Source organism: Solibacillus sp. FSL K6-1781 (assembly GCF_038630735.1).
In the GTDB taxonomy this organism is placed as follows: domain Bacteria; phylum Bacillota; class Bacilli; order Bacillales_A; family Planococcaceae; genus Solibacillus; species Solibacillus silvestris.
This window is the reverse complement of the sequence record NZ_CP152038.1, coordinates 514,345-531,944: the sequence shown is the minus strand read 5'-3', so window position 1 is coordinate 531,944 and position 17,600 is coordinate 514,345. Positions and strand designations below refer to the sequence as shown.

Sequence of the window (17,600 nt, the reverse complement as noted above, 5' to 3'; positions counted from 1 at the left end):
TCCTTATTGTTTATGCCCGCCTACTAATTTAGCCCGTGTCAGTGCAGTACCTGCTTCCGTATAGGAAACAGCACGCAAAATCGCTGTTGTGCCGTATTTTGTACGTAAACGGTCCATCGTTTCTCCGAGCTTGCGGTTGCGCCATCTCATCTCATCAAACAGACTGAGCTGCATCGAATATTCACTTTCAATATTGCTTAATGTAATCGTAACTTTGCGTGCCGGTCGTTCTGCATAAAATTCGTCGAGCAGCTGCTTGCATACTTCGAAAATTTTCATTGTATCGTTTGTCGGCTCATCAATTGTGCGGGAACGATGAAATCCGCCTCCGAAGGCATCTTTACTGTAGCTAAGCCCTAATGAAATCGTCCGCCCAATTTTTTTCGCTTCCCGCGCCCGCCTTGCCACGTCTTCACACATTTCCAGCAATACGACTAAAATTTCTTTTCGGCTGCGATAATCGCGCATCAGCATTTGGCCTTTCCCAAAGCTGATCTGCCCTTGCATAATCGGTGCTCCGACTGTCGAATGATCGATTCCCCATGCGTGGTAATAAAGCTGGTTGCCGAGAACACCGAAGCGCTTTTCAAGTAACGCTAAATCGGCATGCGCCAAATCATAGACAGAGTAAATCCCCATATGGTTCAGCGTTCTTTCCGTTCGGCTACCGATGCCCCACATTGTAGACAGCGGCATGATCGGCCACAGTTTTTCCGGTACATCATTATATGTCCATTTCGCAAATCCCGTCTTTTTTGCTTCGATGTCGAGCGCCAGTTTTGCCATCAGCATATTTGGGCCAAAACCGACTGCACATGGAATTTCAAATTGGTTGTAAACGAGCTGCTGAATGTATTTTGCCGTTTCTTCGGGCGGTCCCCATAACTTTTCTGTTCCGGTTAAATCGATAAAACTCTCATCGACGCTATATACATGAATGGCCTCTTTTGGAACGAACTCATTGAACAGACGTGTAATTTCCATTGATATGCGAATAAATAACGACATCCGCGGCTCAAAAAGGCGAATATCCGGATGTGGCGGGATTTCGTATAATCGCGAACCTGTGCGAATATTAAAGCGCTTTTTCATCGGAGGGGACGCTGCAAGTACAACACTTCCCTTTTGCTGAAAATTTCCGACAATCGCAATCGGGACTTCCATTACATTTAAATTTTCAACTGATGCAATACAGCTTGCATAAAAACTGCGCATATCAATACAAATAATCGAACGTTCCGGCGCATTTTCATACATAAAGCTCATCTCCTTATATCGAACGTTTGTTCTTATATTAAAATGAGACGTGTGAGATGGCAAGTGGAAAGTAGTGGCTGTTTTGGTTGTTAGGGATTTTTTTTCGGTATGAAAGAGTTATTTTGCTGCTTAATGTAAAAAAGCGCACTGGCATTATCCAGTACGCTTCTAAAACTTATTCTTTTATTACTTTTTCATAAAGACCTGGACGGCGATCTTCGTATACAGGGATGCGGCCGCGCACTTCATCGACCGTTGAAAAATCAACGTCAATAATCGCCAGCTCCTCATCTTCTGCGCCTGTCCAAAGCACCTCGCCCCATGGTCCTATAATCATTGACTGGCCATTAAAGTTTTCCACTTTACGGGCAATACGATTTACCGCAACGATGAAGCACTGATTTTCAATCGCACGCGCCTGCAGTAATATTTTCCAGTGATCAATACGTGGTGTCGGCCACTGTGCTGGTATGAACAGTACCTTAGCACCGTCCAATGCATGAGAGCGCAGCCATTCCGGGAAGCGGATATCGTAGCAAATCGCTCCGCCCGCTTCGAGCTCGCCTAATGCGAAACGGTTCATGTCACTGCCGGATTCCAAATACAGATGCTCATCCATTAAGCGGAATAAATGCACTTTACTGTACTCGCCGACTAATTCACCATCGCGATTGTACGTATACATCGTATTGTAAAACTTATCATCACGCTTCACCGATACCGAACCGCCTACAATATGTACCGCCAATTCTTTTGAAAGACTGCTTAAAAATGCTTTTGTACGTTCACCATTTTCGTCTGCCAGCTCTTCAAGTTTTTCGAGCGCATAGCCCGTATTCCACATTTCCGGCAATACGACGATTTCAGCACCGCCTGCTACCGCTTCGCGAATAAACTTCTCCGCGCGTTCATAGTTTTCATCTACCTTGCCAAAACCAACATTCAACTGAATACAACCAATTTTCATAACTGCCACCGCCTTAAAAATTCCGTGCGAATCAATTTTCGCTTATTCGTACTCATTGTAACATCTCACTTCAAGTTGTCAAAATCTTCACTTTACTTAAGTGAAGTTTTAGACTAACATTAACCTTACTATTTTTCAGAGGTGATAAAAAATGATTGAATTCTCGAAAAAGCTGCAACAGTTACCACAACAGTTTTTCGCAGCACTTGTAAACAAAGTAAATGAAGCGCTTGCTGAAGGGCGCGATGTCATTAATTTAGGTCAGGGAAATCCGGACCAGCCGACACCGGCACATATTGTTGAAGCACTGCAAATTGCGGCAAACGACCCGCAAACACATAAATATTCCCCATTCCGCGGTATTCCAGAGCTCAAGCAAGCGGCTGCAGATTTTTACAAACGTGAATATAATGTCGATATTGATCCTGCTACAGAAGTGGCTGTCCTTGGCGGAACAAAAATCGGTTTAGTCGAACTTCCGCTTGGGCTCCTGAATCCGGGCGACTATATGCTCCTTCCAGATCCGGGTTATCCCGATTATTTATCCGGTATCGCACTCGCAGATGTAAAATTTGATACGATGCCGCTTCTAGAGAAAAATCACTTTTTGCCAGATTACGAAGCATTGTCCGCAGACATTAAACAACGGACAAAATTGATGTATTTAAACTATCCAAACAATCCGACTGGCGGTGTCGCAACACATGATTTTTTTGAACAGACCGTACAGTTCGCTAAAGAGAATAACATTGCGGTTGCCCATGACTTTGCTTACGGGGCAATAGGTTTTGATGGGGAGCGTCCGCTAAGCTTCCTGCAAGCACCAGGTGCAAAAGAAGTCGGTATTGAGCTTTATACATTGTCAAAATCGTACAATATGGCAGGCTGGCGCATCGGCTTTGCTGTCGGCAATGCAAAAATGATTGAAGCGATCAATATTATTCAGGACCATCTGTTTTGCAGCCAATTCCCTGCTATTCAGCATGCAGCGGCCGTTGCACTGAACGAGGAGCAAGCTTGTGTACAGGAACTTCGTGCATTATATGAGCGTCGCCGCAATGTACTCGTTGAAGAGGCTCATAAAATCGGCTGGGAAATTACAGCTCCGAAAGGCTCGTTTTTCGCATGGCTCCCTGTACCTGCACCATATACGAGTGAACTGTTCGCTGACTTCTTACTGGAAAGAGCGGATATTGCCGTTGCAGCCGGTAATGGTTTTGGTGAATACGGCGAAGGCTATATTCGAGTCGGGCTGCTCGTCGATGAAGAACGTTTGCGCGAAGCAATGCAGCGTGTCGCAAAGCTTGGTCTTTTTAAGGAGACGGTTTTGAAATAACTTTTGATTATTCTTTATCGGAAATGCGGTGTTTTATTCGCCGCATTTTTGTTTTAATCCTCAATTCCAGTTAAATAATCCTCAATTCATACTCAATAATCCTCACTTGCTCTTACTTAATCCTCAGTTCACTATTTATAATCCTCAATATGCGCCAGATAATCCTAAATTCCATTTTTAATCCTCAAATCCACTTTTAAACCTCAACATATAAAAAAAACTCAGCACCATAAAAACAGCGCTGAGCTTAACATCTTTTATTTAATTACTTCTAACTCGCGGCCAACTTTTTCGTAAATCGCTAATGCTTCATCGAGCATTTCTTTCGTATGTGCCGCTGTTGGCATATTGCGCACGCGGCCTGTTCCTTTTGGTACTGTCGGGAACACGATTGCTTTTGCGTACACACCTTCTTCGAGTAAACGTTTCGAGAATTGTTGTGTCATCTTTTCTTCGCCGATAATACATGGTGTAATCGGTGTTTCCGAATCACCGATATTAAAGCCAAGTTTTGCTAGGCCGTCTTTTAAATACTGACCGTTTTCCCAAAGCTTGTCATGCAGCTCAGTTGATTCCATAATCATCTCTACAGCGCGTGTAATGGCAGCAACATCCCCTGGTGGTAATGCTGTTGAGAATAAAAACGGACGAGATCGAACTTTTAGCCAGTCGATCAGATTTTTCTTCCCTGCCACATAGCCGCCAACAACACCGATTGCTTTTGACAATGTACCGATTTGGAAGTCGATATCATGTTGAAGACCGAAATGCTTCACTGTTCCGGCACCTTTACCTGTAACGCCTGAACCGTGTGCATCGTCTACATACGTAATTAAATCAAATTCTTTTGCGATTTCCACGATTTCCGGAAGCTTGGCAATATCGCCGTCCATCGAGAAAACGCCATCTGTAATGACCATTACTTTATTGTAAAGGCCTGATTCTGTTGCGTCTTTTGCTTTTGCGCGTAAATCATCCATATCCGCATGCGCAAACGGAATAATTTTTGCTTTTGATAAACGGCAGCCGTCGATAATTGAAGCATGGTTTAATGCATCCGATAATATTGCATCATTTTTGTCCATAACAGCCGAAATTGCCGCCATATTACAGTTGAAGCCTGATTGATAGCTAATTGCTGCTTCTGTACCTTTAAACTTTGCTAATGTTTCTTCCAGTTTTACATGTAGATCAAGTGTGCCGTTAATTGTACGAACAGCACCAGCACCGACACCGTATGAAGCGATCGTGTCTTGAGCGATTTTCTTCAGCTCATCGTTCGTCGCCAAACCTAAATAGTTGTTTGAAGACAGGTTTACAAGCTGTTTGCCTCCAACTTTGATAATCGGGCCGTTTGCTCCTTCTACCGGATCGATTTCGTTGTATAAACCTTGTGCTTGTAGTGCCAGTAAGTTTTCATCTAAAAAGGTATTTAATACGTTTGACATGCGCGTTCATCCTTTCGATATCTATTTCCACTATATTTTAGCACAGAGGGGGAATTTTTTATGTAAGCGGCTCTCCGATTATTTCCTCAAGCTTTCTTTTAAAGAAAAACAGTGAAGGCTGAATGACATAACCTGTGCCGAGCGCTAAAATAACCGTCCCAAAACCAACAGGACCACCAAGCAGCCAGCCGGCGCCAGTCGCAAATACTTCCATAACAAGCCGCCCTGTTTTCACAGAATAGCCTTTACTCGCAATAATCATCATAATCGTGTCACGCGGGCCTTCGCCAAGACTTGCCGCAATATACAGCGCGCAGCCAATGCTCATCACAAAAAAGCCGGCTGTAAAATACGTAAGTTCCAGTACAAAAATACCTGTCTCTGGCAGGAGCCAATTGAACAAATCGATAAATGAACCAATGAACAGCATATTTAAAAATGTCGCAAGCTTCGGAATGCGCTTTAAATAAATCGATGTCCCGATAATAATCGTCAGACCCGTTAAAATGGACCAGGAACCGATCGTCAACCCAATTTGCTTGTAAAGGCCAATATGGAAAACATCCCATGGTGCGGTCCCGACAACATTCCCTTTAATCGTCATCGTGATACCAAGCGCCATGATCATCATTCCTACAAAAAAACTTCCCCATTGCCACTTAAATTTTTTCGACACAACAATCCTTCTTTCTATCAAGAAACAATCGATGCAAATTGCCCGTTCGTTGCCTGTTGTAAATCTTCCGGTGCAAGCTTAATCTGCATCCCGATTTTTCCGGCACTGACAATTATATAGTCAAGTGCAGTCGCCGCTTCCTCAATAATTGTTGGAAACAGCTTTTTCATCCCGATCGGCGAGCAGCCTCCCCGAATATAACCGGTCAAACCGAGTAGCTCTTTTACGGGCAGCATCTCAATTTTCTTTTGCCCTACCACTTTTGCGGCAGTCTTTAAATTCAGTTCCGCATCGACCGGGATAACGAAAACAAAATAATTGCCCTTTCCTGCAGTGGCGACCAATGTTTTATAAACATGAAGGACAGGCTGGCCAATTTTCCCGGCAACAGTCAATCCATCCACCGCTTCCCCGTCATTGATTGTATACTCAAAAATTTCATATGCGATTTTTTTTTGCTCAATTAAACGAACTGCATTCGTTTTTGCCTGCTTCTTTGCCAAAAAGACCACTCCATATTCTAAACTTTGGAAATATTATACCACTGAATGATTTGCTAAGTGCTGCTTAATGCAATTTTGTAATTTACTTAAATATAAAAAACCCACTCCATATGAGCGGGCTTATTTTCATGCAATTTGGGAAAAAACCGATTCCTCTGTCAAACGGTAACCGTTATTCACCATTGCAATATGAGCGCTGTATTTTTGTGCAGCTATGTTGAAGGAACGCTGAAATAACCGCTTTTCCAACTCTTGACCAAAGACCGTTTTCTCATCTGGATTACGTGCAAAATCTTGTTGGAACTTTTCCGGTATCGTAAAAGAAAGATTTTCGTTCGACAACGGAATTTCTTCCTCATCTTGTTCTTGCTCTGTAAGTTCTTTTTGAGTGTTTGCCGGCGTTTGCGGAATGGAGGTTGAAACATTTGCTGCTGTAAGTAAATCTTGAGATGAAGGGACAGCAGATGCTAGATGTGCATTATCCAGTGTTGGTGTTTGTGAATACGTAATGTCAGTTGGCAATGCAAGGTTTTCTGCCTGATCGGCATTGTCGCTTTTCAGCAAATCTTTTTCTGTTTTACCGGAAAGAAGGTTTTCAAGTACCTTCAGTAGCGGGTTTTTACTTGGATCCGTATATTGTGCATGCTTCTTATATACTTCGCCTGCCTCTTTGCGAAGCTGAGAACGTCTTCTTTCATCTGACTCTGAACTAAAGCCTCGTGCCAAGCTAGAAATCTTCATCTTCTTCACCCCATTTGTAAAAGTTGCATTAATTTTTAATTAATATATCAACATATACCGCTTTTATATAGAAGATATTCAACAATTGTTCATATTCAGAACTTTCCTACCAACCTGTTCTGCATTATTCACCTATAAAATGGACTATTTTTTCATTAATTTCAAGTACCCATTACCTATAATGAAAAACCAATCTTTACACCGCCTTTATAATGCCAAAACAATTGCTGTTTACAATTAAGAATCATAAATAACTTCAGGTAGGAGCATTCCATGAAAACTTTAGTAAATTCAAAACCGAACTATCCGATCGACTTCAAGGAAATGATGCAGCGGTTTCTGTTAAAGAGCAAAATGATCCGCCATCTATCCCAGTCAATAGCATTGAAAAATATCATTGCACAAGAAGCGATGAATACATATTTCCAGCCTATTTATGATGTGAAAAGCAACACGACATTTGGTTTTGAAGCATTGAATCGTCCGAGGGCACTGAAGCTTTTTCAGTCGGCCGATATTTTCTATGAATTTGTTGGACAAACGGATAAAGTATTTCTGTTTGAGTGTTTTTGCCGTAATCTTTCGCTCGTGCGCTATCATAAAAAATGGCTCAATTACAATAGGAAGAAGGATTTCACGTTGTTTATCAACATACATCCGAATGTTTTGCTCGATAAAAACTATCATAGCGGTGAAACGAGAGCTTTGCTGGAAAAATTGAATATTTCCCCTGAGCAGGTCGTTTTCGAATTGACGGAGCGCAGTGCTGTCGGGGACTTCGAAGAGTTTGCACGGGTCCTTTCCCACTACCGGTCACAAGGCTATCGCATTGCGGTGGATGATGTCGGTTCCGGCTACAATAGTTTAAAAACATTAATTTACTTAAAGCCGGAATTTATTAAACTGGATCGCTCACTAATTCAAAATATCGATCAGCATAAAGCACAGCAGCAGCTTTTAACGGTCATTTTAAATTATGCGATTGAATCGGGGACAAAGGTAATTGCTGAAGGCATTGAAACAAAATCGGAATATGAATTTATCCAATCAGTTGGCGTTCATTATGCTCAGGGCTATGCAATCGGACGTCCTCATGAAGATTTAATAGAAGGAAAAAATCCTTGCTATGAATGAAGTTCGGCAATATAAAACAGGCGACTGAATTATCCAAAATGGAGTTCAGCCGCCTAATTTTATTGATCAATACCCATTGAAATTCACAAATTCCCCGACCGGTTTACGGTAACCACGGGCACGTACTTTATCAACACTTTTCCCTATCGTAATCATCATAATCGGCTCTAAATGATCCGGAATATTAAACTCTTTTCTGAGTTCATCGACATTATGGACATGCATTGGACATGTATCGAATCCGTAATGCTTGGCGCTCAGCATAAAGAGCATAGCGTGAATACCGGCATTGCGCACTAATTCTAAATTCAATTCATGCGGATTGTTTTTTAAGCCGTCACTATACCCTTTAATCAATTCCATCGTCATATCATACTCCACTTCATCCATCATCTTCAGCATTTTTAATGGACTGTAAATTCTTTCGACTTCCGGCATTTCAATGCTGTTCTTATTGCCCATAACAATCACAACACCGCTTGCTGTATGGATTTTATATTGGTTGTAGCTTAATTCTTTTACTCTTTCCTTCTTCTCTTGATCTGTAATGACCAGGTAATTCGTAAACTGCAGGTTGTATGCGCTTGGAGCCATTTTTGTCAGCTCAAATATATTTTTAAAATTTTCTTCTGTCATTTGTTCAGTTTCTATAAAGTTCATTGCGGAATGGCGAGATTTTACTAAGTCTTCAAAGTTCATATTGTGCTACCTCTTCCTTGTATATTTATTTCAAATTAAAGTATCTTTATTTCGAGATAAATTTACCATATTATGATTTTAGTTGTCAATAATTTCATATCTTTTAATCGGTTGAGAAATAATAGAAAGTCCATACTTTCTATAGGCAATTCAATAAGTTATAAAAATTATTTTAAAGAAACAGGAGATGCAAAATATGAAATTTGAAAGCAAAATTATTATTGTCACAGGTGCTGCAGGAGGTATCGGTAAAGAGGTTGTAAGAAAACTGGTTAATGAAAAAGCAAAAGTTGTATTGGTCGATCTAAACGAAGATGCGATTAAAGCCGTTCAAACAGAACTTTCACTTACAGATGAAAACAGCTTAATTGTAAAAGCCGATGTGTCAAAAGAAGACAATGTAAAAAACTATGTGGATCAAACGATTTCGAAATTCGGCCGGATCGACGGCTTTGTGAATAACGCTGGTGTAGAAGGCCCCGCAAAACCCCTAGAAGAAATTACTGAAAAAGAATTCGACTTTGTATATGGCATTAATGTAAAAGGTGTTCTTTTCGGCCTAAAATATGTACTGCCGGTAATGAAAGAACAAAAATCCGGTTCTATTGTCAATACTTCATCAGTAGCCGGCTTAATCGGTTCTCCAAGTATGGCACTATATAATTCATCTAAACATGCAGTAATGGGTCTTAATAAGGTGGCCGCTTTAGAAGCAGCAGCGTATAATGTTCGTGTAAATACGGTAAATCCAGGTGTGATCAATACACAAATGATGCGTAAAATTGAAGCAAATGTTGCGCCGGGCGCTGCAGAGGCAGCTCAAGCAGCATACAATGATGCTGTACCGATGAAACGCTATGGTGAACCGGAAGAAGTAGCAAATGTTATTGCTTTCTTACTTTCTGATGAAGCTTCATATGTAAGTTCATCTTCTTTCACGATAGATGGCGCATTATACAATGTTTAAATTTAAAGAAAAGAAAAACCAAAAGAGCCCATTCTTTTGGTTTTTTCCCTTTTTCATATACAAAACTTTTTTAACTCCTTCATAACCCGTCACCCCTGCCACCGCAAGTTATATATGTTAATATAAAATCGTTATTCTCAAGCATTATCGGAGGTTTATAGATATGAAGATAAATAAAGGAGTATTCTTTGTACTGCTAGGTGCAGGATGCTTTGGTTTTACACCTGTGTTCGCTAAGTTAGGATTTGGGCACGGTTACTCACTTGGACAAATTAATCTTGTCCAAATGGTCATCTCCTTTTTGCTTTTGTGGTCAATCGCTTTCTTAAAAGGCAACGGGATTAAAGGACTGACTAAAAAGAATATCATTCCAATTATGATTACCGGATGTTTTATCGGTTTAACAAGTATTTTTTATTATGGTGCGATGCAGTATTTACCTGCTTCACTGGCCATCATTTTAATGTTCCAGTTCGTTTGGATCGGCATTCTGTTCGAATGGGTCTTCAATAAAATTAAGCCCGCCCCAATTACTATTTTTTCGATTGTGCTCATTCTTGTCGGTGTATTTTTCGCATCGAATATTTTAAACGGTGATATGCAGGGCCTTCCGATTAAAGGATTTGTTATGGGAATATTATCTGCCTTTACATATGCTGCCTTTATCTTTTTCAGCGGGAAAGTTGCTGTTGAAGTTCATCCATTAACCCGTACTTCTTTAATGGTGACAGGTTCAACGATTTTAGTATTTATCCTATTTATGAAGGACATCCCTACTGTATTTCCCCTTGAAGGAAGCTTGGTGACAAGCGCTGCAGGGGTTTCATTATTTGGAGCTGTATTGCCGCCACTGTTTTACGCGGTCGGTGCACCGTTGATTTCAGGAGGTTTGGCGAATATATTAACTTCTGTTGAACTGCCTGTCGCAATTTTATCAGCGAGCATCATTTTAGCTGAAACGGTTAAAGCTGTGCAATGGCTCGGTATTGTGCTGATCCTCGTAGCGATTGTATTAAATGAAATCGGTCCTAACATCATTCGCATGAGAAAACGATTAAAAAGAACAATTCTTCATCAGCATAATAAAAATTAATTAGGATGCTAATCAACTGTGCAAATAGCCGTTGGTTAGCGTCTTTTTATTTACAGAAACAAAAAAGCTTATCAATAATTTTCTATTGATAGGCTAAATTGATATTTCGAGTTTTATATTTAATTATCTGAAGAGATTCAGCATTGCGCCTACTTGTCTCATCGTATTAATTCCATTAGTTAATGTCCCCACATGGCCCATCATTGTATTTAAATTATCCGAAAGACCGCTAAAGCGAGAACCCTGCTGTTGTTGCTGTTGTGGAAAAGGATTGAATTGCTGTTGCTGCTGTTGTGGATATGGATTGAACTGCTGTTGCCCCGGCCCCTGTCTTGGATTCACTGGATATGGCGGATAAAAGGCTTCCCTCGGTCTTGCAAATTCATTGGATCGAGGCATTCCCATCTGCTGTCTGCCCATTTGCGGTGGAGGACCAAATTGTTGTCCATTTGGCGGAAACATTCCCGCTCTAGAATTTTGCCCAAAAAATGGCATGTCATTCACCTCCCTACTAAGTTTGACCTCTAACCTAGTATATGTTCATGATTTTACGCAATATAGACATTTGAAATACTCGGATGAAACGTTAATTACTCATAGTAACGACCTCTTCACCTCCAATAAAAAAGTCGCATATGAATATAGAAAATGATTGGAGCAATGACATGAACAAATTTAATCCTGAAAGGCTGTCCGTTGAATACAGGGATGGTGTTACCGCAACAGATCCCGTTATTTCAAGACACCATACACTCACCCATTCTGATGACACCGGAGAATTATTTTTAACAATCGGAACACAGTTTGCGTGGGACAAAGTGAATAATGATATGAGAGATGAAGTAATCGGCGAATGGAAAACGAATGGGCACTGTATATATTACAATGCCTATGTAATGGTTAACAAAGAAGGTCAGGATTTCAATACAGCAATGCGGCGTTATGAAGTATTCCGGCGCGAATTGCCTCTCGCATTGACGGCAATCCGGTATGGTGACCGCTTTTTATTCGATGTCTATCCAGCTTTGGACAATGGATTAATCATCGTAAACTTCATATCCACATACCCCCAGTTATATAAACAAGAGATTTTTGGGACTTTCAGCAGTTTTTCCAACTCCTTTTAATTTTATGAAATGCGGTAAAATGTAATATTCAATTCCACTCCCTTTTATGGTATTAATTGTTAGTGCGTAATGCACGACACTTCACTTTACATGAGAGAGGGTAAAAGAAATGCTGCATTTAAAAACGATTACAAAAGACAATTGGATAAAAGCGATTTCATTAAAAGTGCGGGAGGATCAAGTAAAGTTTGTAGCATCAAATACGGTGTCACTGGCGCAGCTGAACTTTTTGGAAAATTTCCATGCAAAAGGAATTTACTACGGTGAAGAAATGGTCGGATTCACACTTTATGGTATTGATGAAGATGACAATGAATACTGGATTTACCGTATGATGATTGACCAGAAACATCAGGGAAAAGGATATGGGAAAGAAGCAGTTCAGCTCGTCATAGAGGATATTCGAGCAATGAAAGAGCCTCACAACCAAACGATTAGCCTTTCTTATGAACCTGACAATGAGCATGCAAAGCGCATCTATGAAAAAATGGGCTTCCGGGAAATAGACGGCTTTGTTATTGAAGGTGAGCAAGTAGCACGCTATACGTATTAGGAGAAACAGCGATGCAAATAATAAAGATAGTGTTACTGGCGTTACTGGCGATTCCAGCTTTCTTTATTTTAATACTCACGATTGCTTCATTTGATTATTTTTACTACCCGATTATCGGCTTCAAAGCAGAAAATGCCGCCGAAGCTTCTCTTGAAGAAAAATATAACGAAGACTTTGTGATTGATGAATCTACCTACTCCAAACCATTGGGCAATGATTTCGGGGATTACCATATTATCGCTCATCCAAAAAAGAATCCTGATCTGGAAGTTACGGTTTCGGTAAATGAGGATATGGAGCCGTTTTATGATACGTATTTGCAAATCCATTGGCGTGATGAACTGAATACGCGATTCGGGTTGCTGTATGAAGAGCTTTATGGAACGGTTGAAAAATACTCCTATATGGTAAATGTGTCATTTTCGGATGAAATCGAAGCACGATATGACCATAACGACACGTACGAAGAGATTTTGCAAAAAGAAGCTAACGGTATCGGAAATATTGTCTTTGCAAATGTTATTCTGGAATCTTCCAACAATATAAACGACCAGCTGGAGAAAGCCTATAAGATGATTCAGCATTTTAAAAATCAGAATTTAAATTACTTCAACATTGAAATTGTGTTCTTTAATGAAGATGTGCAAAAACAGCTGACGAAAAGGGACCGCAAACTACCCTATAATGAGTTTAACTTCAAACATTTGGATGATAGAACTGCCCGATTTTATTTTTCGTATGAATCAGAGGATGCGGAGTCTGTAAAAGAACTGAATGAGCTAAAATCTCCCGCTGATCTGGAGCAATATGTTAAAGATATAAATTGAAATTTGTCTTCAATGATAAAACCCACTTATACAGTTTAAGTGGGTTTTTCAACGGCAATATACGGACACGCTCTCTTGTATCCCTTTTAACACTTCTTCCGGCAATTTTCTAATTGTTATATCCGCTCCCAGAAACAGCAGCCAATTCGTTATTTCTACTATGTCTTCCTCGTTTTCAGTATTGATGAAAGCCTCTAGAATGGCTGTCGTTTGGTAAGGATTTGTATAGGAAATAGAAAGCTTTAAAGGATGATATTTTTTAAACTGCGCAATCGCTTTTGGACCAAGCTCAAGTACAAGGTTATTCTCTTTACTCCGCTCACTAAGCTTTTTTAAAATCTCCTTCTTACTGATTCTATTTTTCCCCTCGTCCGATTTTATATCGATAAGATGCGAGACAGGAAAAATCCGATTCTTTTCCTCACCTGCATCAAAGCCTTCTATCAGCCAGTTCCCCTTTTTATGATGAAGATACAAGAGATAAATTGTATATGTTTTTATTAACTTCCCTTCTTTCACTGAAATAATTAAATAGCGGTCAATCAGAAGTATTTGTATAAGCTTTTCTATCACAGGATCAGGTAAATCGGATAAATCCAGCAAATCCGGATTGTGAGGGTTCGTACCTTCGAAAAGCAAGATTCGGTTTAACAGCACAAGGTCGTCTTGCTGGTTTTCTGAAATTAAACCGAGTAGTTTCTCAGCTAACGACTGGCGACTTTTTAAATATGGAAGCTGTTGATTTCTTGTCGCCATAAAGGCAATAAAAAGAGCTTTAATCTCATTATCTGTAAAGCGAACAGCTGGAAGCACAGAATTATGCAGAACACTATAACCCCCTTCTCTTCCAACTTCAGCGACAAGGGGCATCCCAATAGTTTCAATTTCTCTAATATCTCGTATAGCCGTTGAACGCGAGATATTAAACTCTTGCATAATTTCAGAAATGGTAAAGTGAGCACGGTTGTTGATATACCGCATAATTGTATTAATCCGTTCAACTTTTTTCATTGGCGCCTCCGAAACAGTATCATATTTTGACATGATTTATGGCTATTATAAATCTATCAAGTAAAAAAACAAATCTTGATTAAAACAAAATTGAAAGAAGGGTTTTATATGGCAAATTACACGATTGAAGAAAAGGACAGCTTTGTTGTTTTAGGTTTCGGAACAGAACTAAAGAGCGATTACACAGACTATATGGGAATAAATAAAGAAAAGGCCGATTTTTGGCATGCGGTCAATGAGGATGGAAGACTGGATGCATTAAAGGCTGTAGCCACAAACGACTATATTTTTATCGTGAACGAAGCAGTGAATAATAAGATGATGCATTATGCCGGGGTCCAGACTGAAGAAACATTACCAGAGGCAACTAGAGTCATTCAATTTCCTAAAGGGGATTACGTAGTTGTTAAAGGGGAAGCTCCTACTGCAGAAGAGTTGGTCAATACTGTTACAGGTATTGCCTTTGGACAAGTTTTACAAGAAGCAACTGATTATGCCTATGTAGGAGGTCCAAACACAGCAGTTGTAATGGGGCAACAAAACGGCCAAGTATATGGGGAAATGTGGATTCCGGTTATTAAGAAATAACAGGTAAATTGGACTTCAGAAAAATTAGACTTCAGAAAATGAAACGGATTAAAATCAAAACTGAGTCCGGTACGGACTCAGTTTTAATAAGCTTTTATTGAAATAATAATGTCTAACTAATGCTTTATGAAGTCAATTCATGTTGTAGGAGATTTCCATCTAAAGCCTTTTGCATAAAAGAACTTGGTCTCCCTACGCTATACAGTTGCAGTACGTGCATTGCCCTTGTACAGGCTGTATAAAAGACCCTGCGTAGACTTTCATCACCATATACATTTTCGGATGCGTCATAAATAATGACCGCTTCAAATTCAATCCCCTTCGCTAAATACGAAGGAATGACTACAACCCCTTTCTCAAATTCTGCTGTACCGCTTTTTATTAGCTTAATCCCATCAATTTTATTCAATGCCTCAAATGCCGCTTTACTTTCCTCCGCTGATTTACAAATAACTGCAATACTTCCATAGCCTTCACTTTGTAATTCCCAAATTTTAGACAGTATGCATTGGTGCAAGTCTGTATGATTCTCCACTTCGGTCAACACCGGCAACTCGCCAGCACGGTCAAACGGGATAATTTTTTCTCCATTTGCTATCAGATTCCGTGTGAATTCGATAATCGGTTTCGTTGAACGGTAACTTCTTGTCATATTGATTACTTCTGTTTGTTCTTCTCCATAAAGATGGTTGAGCGTTTGAAAATCTCCCACACCACTTGCATGAGCAAAAATGGCCTGATTAAAATCACCTAGCACTGTCATTTTGGCTGAAGGGAATAGGCGCTTCAGAAATTCAAATTGAAACGGTGAATAGTCCTGCGCCTCATCAATGAGGATATGCTTGATCGAACGGTTTGTTTGAAAGCCTTGAATCAATTCCTGCAAAAATAGGAATGGTGTCGCGTCTTCATAATACAGGGTTCCCGATTCCAGTATTTGAAGTGTATCTTCACATATTGCTTGCCACTCATCTGGCACTTCTACTTTTAATTGCTGTTGCATCAGTAATGTATCTGTAAATAGCTGCTTATAGATCCCTTCTAAATCAATAAAGTCCAGTGTTTGAATTTGTTTTCTCACTGCCTTCAATTTCAGGCGGACGATTACTTGAATAAGCGCATCCTGATCCATTTCATAATCAGCTTGCTCTTCTCTTTCAAAGCCGTTTTTCTTTGCTAAATATTTATGAATTTTATGATACGTCTCATCGCTTAGTAGCTCAATTTCCTCTTCTACCCATGGCTGAGAACGTTCTACTTTTTCTATTTCTTTAATTTTATTCATTAGCCAGTCTTTCAGCTTTTCAAGTCTGCTTTGGAAACTCAGTGAAATATGCTCTCTATAAAACGTCTCCGACAATTGTTGTGAGGAAAAGATCATTTTCCCTCTGAATTTGACATCTTTAAATAGCAGGCCTGATTTTTCCAATGTTTCTCGGTATAGTTTAATCGCCTCGAAAAATTTTACGGATGCTTTAAATTGAATGCCTTTAATTCTTGTGCTATATGAAGGGTTATTTGCTGCCGTCAGCACATATTCCAATTGATGATACGGGTTTTCCAAATGGAAATCTTTACTTAAGCGATGATCCAAATATTCCTGAAATGTAACTTGCTGCATATTCTCTTCACCGAGCTCTGGAAGTACGTTGGAAACATAGCTATTAAACATAGCGTTCGGTGAAAATAATATAATTTGGTCTGCTTTTATACGGTCCCGGTATTTATACAATAAAAATGCGATTCTTTGTAATGCAGCTGAAGTTTTACCGCTGCCCGCTGCACCGTGCACAATAAGCATACGCCCTTGATCATGGCGAATAATACGGTTCTGATCCTTTTGAATCGTTGCTACAATGCTTTGCATATACTTATCCGCGCCTTTTCCGAGCACTTTCTGCAAAATCTCGTCACCAATCGTGAGACTTGTGTCAAACATAGACTGCAGTTTCCCGTCACGAATAACGTATTGCCATTTTTTCTCGAGTTCACCGTAAACCTTGCCCCCAGGAGTTTTATAGTGTGCTGGTCCAGGCTCGTAATCATAATAGACGCTTGAAATCGGTGCTCTCCAGTCATAAATTAGGAAGTCCTCTCCACTTGCATCCATTAGGGACGAAATACCAATATAAATTTTCTCCTGCTCTGAAAATCCTTCTTCAAGAAAATCTATTCGCCCGAAATAAGGTACTGACTTCATACGATGAAGGACAGCTAATCTTTTGGATGCATGGTGGTGTGTACTTTCACCAACAGCTAATGCCTGCGCTTCTTGTCTTAAGTTAATAACGGTTTCCAGAAAGTCATCAAACGAATCCGTATTCACTTTGATTTCATCCCAAAAATGCTTACGAGTATTTACTACCTCGTTTCGGAGCTTTAACGTTTCTGATTCCAGTTGAAATGTTTGATCATTAATTACATTCAGAACACTATTTAAACGTTGTTGTTCGTCCAGGAAATCTGCTTTCATAACATTCACTCCTTGAAAATAGTTAAGAGTTGACTAATAAAGAATTTTTATATATAATTAGAATAAGGAATAATATACACAAGTATAATTAATTATGTATATCTATATAAACTTACCACGTGTCCGCATTTTTTACAATGCATTTGGCAGGTGTATTTTTTTGCCCTTAAATAAGGTAGCAGAAATAAAATAAACAACGA

18 protein-coding genes are annotated in these 17,600 nt (G+C 39.8%); 8 read left to right on the top strand and 10 right to left on the bottom strand.

Annotated elements, in window-relative coordinates; genetic code table 11:
* Positions 1-3: 3 nt before the first annotated feature.
* Together MHH37_RS02650 and MHH37_RS02645 are read right to left on the bottom strand one after the other, a co-directional pair.
* The gene (locus MHH37_RS02650) at positions 4-1,257 is read right to left on the bottom strand and encodes a UV-damage repair protein uvrX (protein WP_014824781.1); all 1,254 of its coding nucleotides are present in this window, start codon (positions 1,255-1,257) and stop codon (positions 4-6) included.
* A 175-nt stretch (positions 1,258-1,432) separates the two neighbouring features.
* Positions 1,433-2,224 carry a carbon-nitrogen family hydrolase gene (locus tag MHH37_RS02645; RefSeq protein ID WP_342574876.1) on the bottom strand — a complete coding sequence of 264 codons (792 nt, stop codon included), beginning with the start codon at positions 2,222-2,224 and terminating at the stop codon, positions 1,433-1,435.
* A 154-nt stretch (positions 2,225-2,378) separates the two neighbouring features.
* Between MHH37_RS02645 and MHH37_RS02640 the strand changes: the two genes are divergently transcribed.
* Positions 2,379-3,560, top strand: a complete 1,182-nt coding sequence (locus MHH37_RS02640) for a pyridoxal phosphate-dependent aminotransferase (RefSeq protein WP_342576204.1) — start codon at positions 2,379-2,381, stop codon at positions 3,558-3,560.
* Between the two features lie 257 nt (positions 3,561-3,817).
* Here the strand turns inward: MHH37_RS02640 and MHH37_RS02635 are convergent, their stop codons facing one another.
* From MHH37_RS02635 to MHH37_RS02620, 4 genes are all read right to left on the bottom strand, one after another.
* A complete protein-coding gene (locus MHH37_RS02635) occupies positions 3,818-5,008 on the bottom strand; it encodes a glycine C-acetyltransferase (protein ID WP_342574875.1) in 1,191 nt (396 codons plus the stop codon).
* 58 nt (positions 5,009-5,066) lie between these two features.
* Positions 5,067-5,684 (bottom strand): membrane protein, encoded by a 618-nt coding sequence (locus tag MHH37_RS02630; RefSeq protein ID WP_014824785.1) that lies wholly within the window; start codon positions 5,682-5,684, stop codon positions 5,067-5,069.
* Between the two features lie 17 nt (positions 5,685-5,701).
* The gene (gene ybaK / locus MHH37_RS02625) at positions 5,702-6,187 is read right to left on the bottom strand and encodes a Cys-tRNA(Pro) deacylase (RefSeq protein ID WP_342574873.1); all 486 of its coding nucleotides are present in this window, start codon (positions 6,185-6,187) and stop codon (positions 5,702-5,704) included.
* Positions 6,188-6,313: 126 nt separating this feature from the next.
* Positions 6,314-6,928: a hypothetical protein gene (locus MHH37_RS02620; RefSeq protein WP_342574871.1), complete on the bottom strand. Its 615-nt coding sequence runs from the start codon at positions 6,926-6,928 to the stop codon at positions 6,314-6,316.
* Between the two features lie 273 nt (positions 6,929-7,201).
* Here MHH37_RS02620 and MHH37_RS02615 point away from each other — a divergent pair, with 273 nt between their 5' ends.
* Entirely contained in the window at positions 7,202-8,062 is an 861-nt protein-coding gene (locus tag MHH37_RS02615) for an EAL domain-containing protein (protein ID WP_342574869.1), read from the top strand.
* 66 nt (positions 8,063-8,128) lie between these two features.
* Here the strand turns inward: MHH37_RS02615 and MHH37_RS02610 are convergent, their stop codons facing one another.
* Positions 8,129-8,761 carry a nitroreductase family protein gene (locus MHH37_RS02610; RefSeq protein ID WP_342574868.1) on the bottom strand — a complete coding sequence of 211 codons (633 nt, stop codon included), beginning with the start codon at positions 8,759-8,761 and terminating at the stop codon, positions 8,129-8,131.
* 196 nt (positions 8,762-8,957) lie between these two features.
* On the opposite strand from MHH37_RS02610, the gene MHH37_RS02605 reads away from it, so the two are divergent.
* On the top strand, positions 8,958-9,728 hold the full coding sequence (locus tag MHH37_RS02605) for an SDR family NAD(P)-dependent oxidoreductase (RefSeq protein WP_342574867.1): 771 nt from the start codon (positions 8,958-8,960) through the stop codon (positions 9,726-9,728).
* A 163-nt stretch (positions 9,729-9,891) separates the two neighbouring features.
* The gene (locus MHH37_RS02600) at positions 9,892-10,821 is read left to right on the top strand and encodes a DMT family transporter (protein WP_342574866.1); all 930 of its coding nucleotides are present in this window, start codon (positions 9,892-9,894) and stop codon (positions 10,819-10,821) included.
* Between the two features lie 123 nt (positions 10,822-10,944).
* Here MHH37_RS02600 and MHH37_RS02595 read toward each other — a convergent pair whose 3' ends face one another.
* The gene (locus MHH37_RS02595; protein ID WP_342574865.1) at positions 10,945-11,316 is read right to left on the bottom strand and encodes a hypothetical protein; all 372 of its coding nucleotides are present in this window, start codon (positions 11,314-11,316) and stop codon (positions 10,945-10,947) included.
* A 170-nt stretch (positions 11,317-11,486) separates the two neighbouring features.
* On the opposite strand from MHH37_RS02595, the gene MHH37_RS02590 reads away from it, so the two are divergent.
* From MHH37_RS02590 to MHH37_RS02580, 3 genes are all read left to right on the top strand, one after another.
* Entirely contained in the window at positions 11,487-11,948 is a 462-nt protein-coding gene (locus MHH37_RS02590) for a staygreen family protein (protein WP_342574864.1), read from the top strand.
* 109 nt (positions 11,949-12,057) lie between these two features.
* Positions 12,058-12,501 carry a GNAT family N-acetyltransferase gene (locus tag MHH37_RS02585; RefSeq protein ID WP_008404637.1) on the top strand — a complete coding sequence of 148 codons (444 nt, stop codon included), beginning with the start codon at positions 12,058-12,060 and terminating at the stop codon, positions 12,499-12,501.
* An 11-nt stretch (positions 12,502-12,512) separates the two neighbouring features.
* Positions 12,513-13,328, top strand: a complete 816-nt coding sequence (locus MHH37_RS02580) for a murein transglycosylase (RefSeq protein WP_251689943.1) — start codon at positions 12,513-12,515, stop codon at positions 13,326-13,328.
* 48 nt (positions 13,329-13,376) lie between these two features.
* On the opposite strand, the gene MHH37_RS02575 is transcribed toward MHH37_RS02580, so the two are convergent.
* Positions 13,377-14,339: an HTH domain-containing protein gene (locus MHH37_RS02575; protein WP_342574861.1), complete on the bottom strand. Its 963-nt coding sequence runs from the start codon at positions 14,337-14,339 to the stop codon at positions 13,377-13,379.
* A 108-nt stretch (positions 14,340-14,447) separates the two neighbouring features.
* On the opposite strand from MHH37_RS02575, the gene MHH37_RS02570 reads away from it, so the two are divergent.
* Positions 14,448-14,927: a GyrI-like domain-containing protein gene (locus MHH37_RS02570; protein ID WP_342574860.1), complete on the top strand. Its 480-nt coding sequence runs from the start codon at positions 14,448-14,450 to the stop codon at positions 14,925-14,927.
* Positions 14,928-15,051: 124 nt separating this feature from the next.
* On the opposite strand, the gene helD is transcribed toward MHH37_RS02570, so the two are convergent.
* On the bottom strand, positions 15,052-17,400 hold the full coding sequence (gene helD, locus MHH37_RS02565; protein WP_342574858.1) for an RNA polymerase recycling motor HelD: 2,349 nt from the start codon (positions 17,398-17,400) through the stop codon (positions 15,052-15,054).
* Between the last annotated feature and the right edge of the window lie 200 nt (positions 17,401-17,600).

Coding starts and splice junctions, on each gene's coding strand:
- MHH37_RS02650 (WP_014824781.1), bottom strand. CDS start 1,257: ATGTATGAAAATGCGCCGGAACGTTCGATTATTTGTATTGATATGCGC.
- MHH37_RS02645 (WP_342574876.1), bottom strand. CDS start 2,224: ATGAAAATTGGTTGTATTCAGTTGAATGTTGGTTTTGGCAAGGTAGAT.
- MHH37_RS02635 (WP_342574875.1), bottom strand. CDS start 5,008: ATGTCAAACGTATTAAATACCTTTTTAGATGAAAACTTACTGGCACTA.
- MHH37_RS02620 (WP_342574871.1), bottom strand. CDS start 6,928: ATGAAGATTTCTAGCTTGGCACGAGGCTTTAGTTCAGAGTCAGATGAA.
- MHH37_RS02615 (WP_342574869.1), top strand. CDS start 7,202: ATGAAAACTTTAGTAAATTCAAAACCGAACTATCCGATCGACTTCAAG.
- MHH37_RS02610 (WP_342574868.1), bottom strand. CDS start 8,761: ATGAACTTTGAAGACTTAGTAAAATCTCGCCATTCCGCAATGAACTTT.
- MHH37_RS02605 (WP_342574867.1), top strand. CDS start 8,958: ATGAAATTTGAAAGCAAAATTATTATTGTCACAGGTGCTGCAGGAGGT.
- MHH37_RS02600 (WP_342574866.1), top strand. CDS start 9,892: ATGAAGATAAATAAAGGAGTATTCTTTGTACTGCTAGGTGCAGGATGC.
- MHH37_RS02595 (WP_342574865.1), bottom strand. CDS start 11,316: ATGCCATTTTTTGGGCAAAATTCTAGAGCGGGAATGTTTCCGCCAAAT.
- MHH37_RS02590 (WP_342574864.1), top strand. CDS start 11,487: ATGAACAAATTTAATCCTGAAAGGCTGTCCGTTGAATACAGGGATGGT.
- MHH37_RS02585 (WP_008404637.1), top strand. CDS start 12,058: ATGCTGCATTTAAAAACGATTACAAAAGACAATTGGATAAAAGCGATT.
- MHH37_RS02580 (WP_251689943.1), top strand. CDS start 12,513: ATGCAAATAATAAAGATAGTGTTACTGGCGTTACTGGCGATTCCAGCT.
- MHH37_RS02575 (WP_342574861.1), bottom strand. CDS start 14,339: ATGAAAAAAGTTGAACGGATTAATACAATTATGCGGTATATCAACAAC.
- MHH37_RS02570 (WP_342574860.1), top strand. CDS start 14,448: ATGGCAAATTACACGATTGAAGAAAAGGACAGCTTTGTTGTTTTAGGT.
- helD (WP_342574858.1), bottom strand. CDS start 17,400: ATGAAAGCAGATTTCCTGGACGAACAACAACGTTTAAATAGTGTTCTG.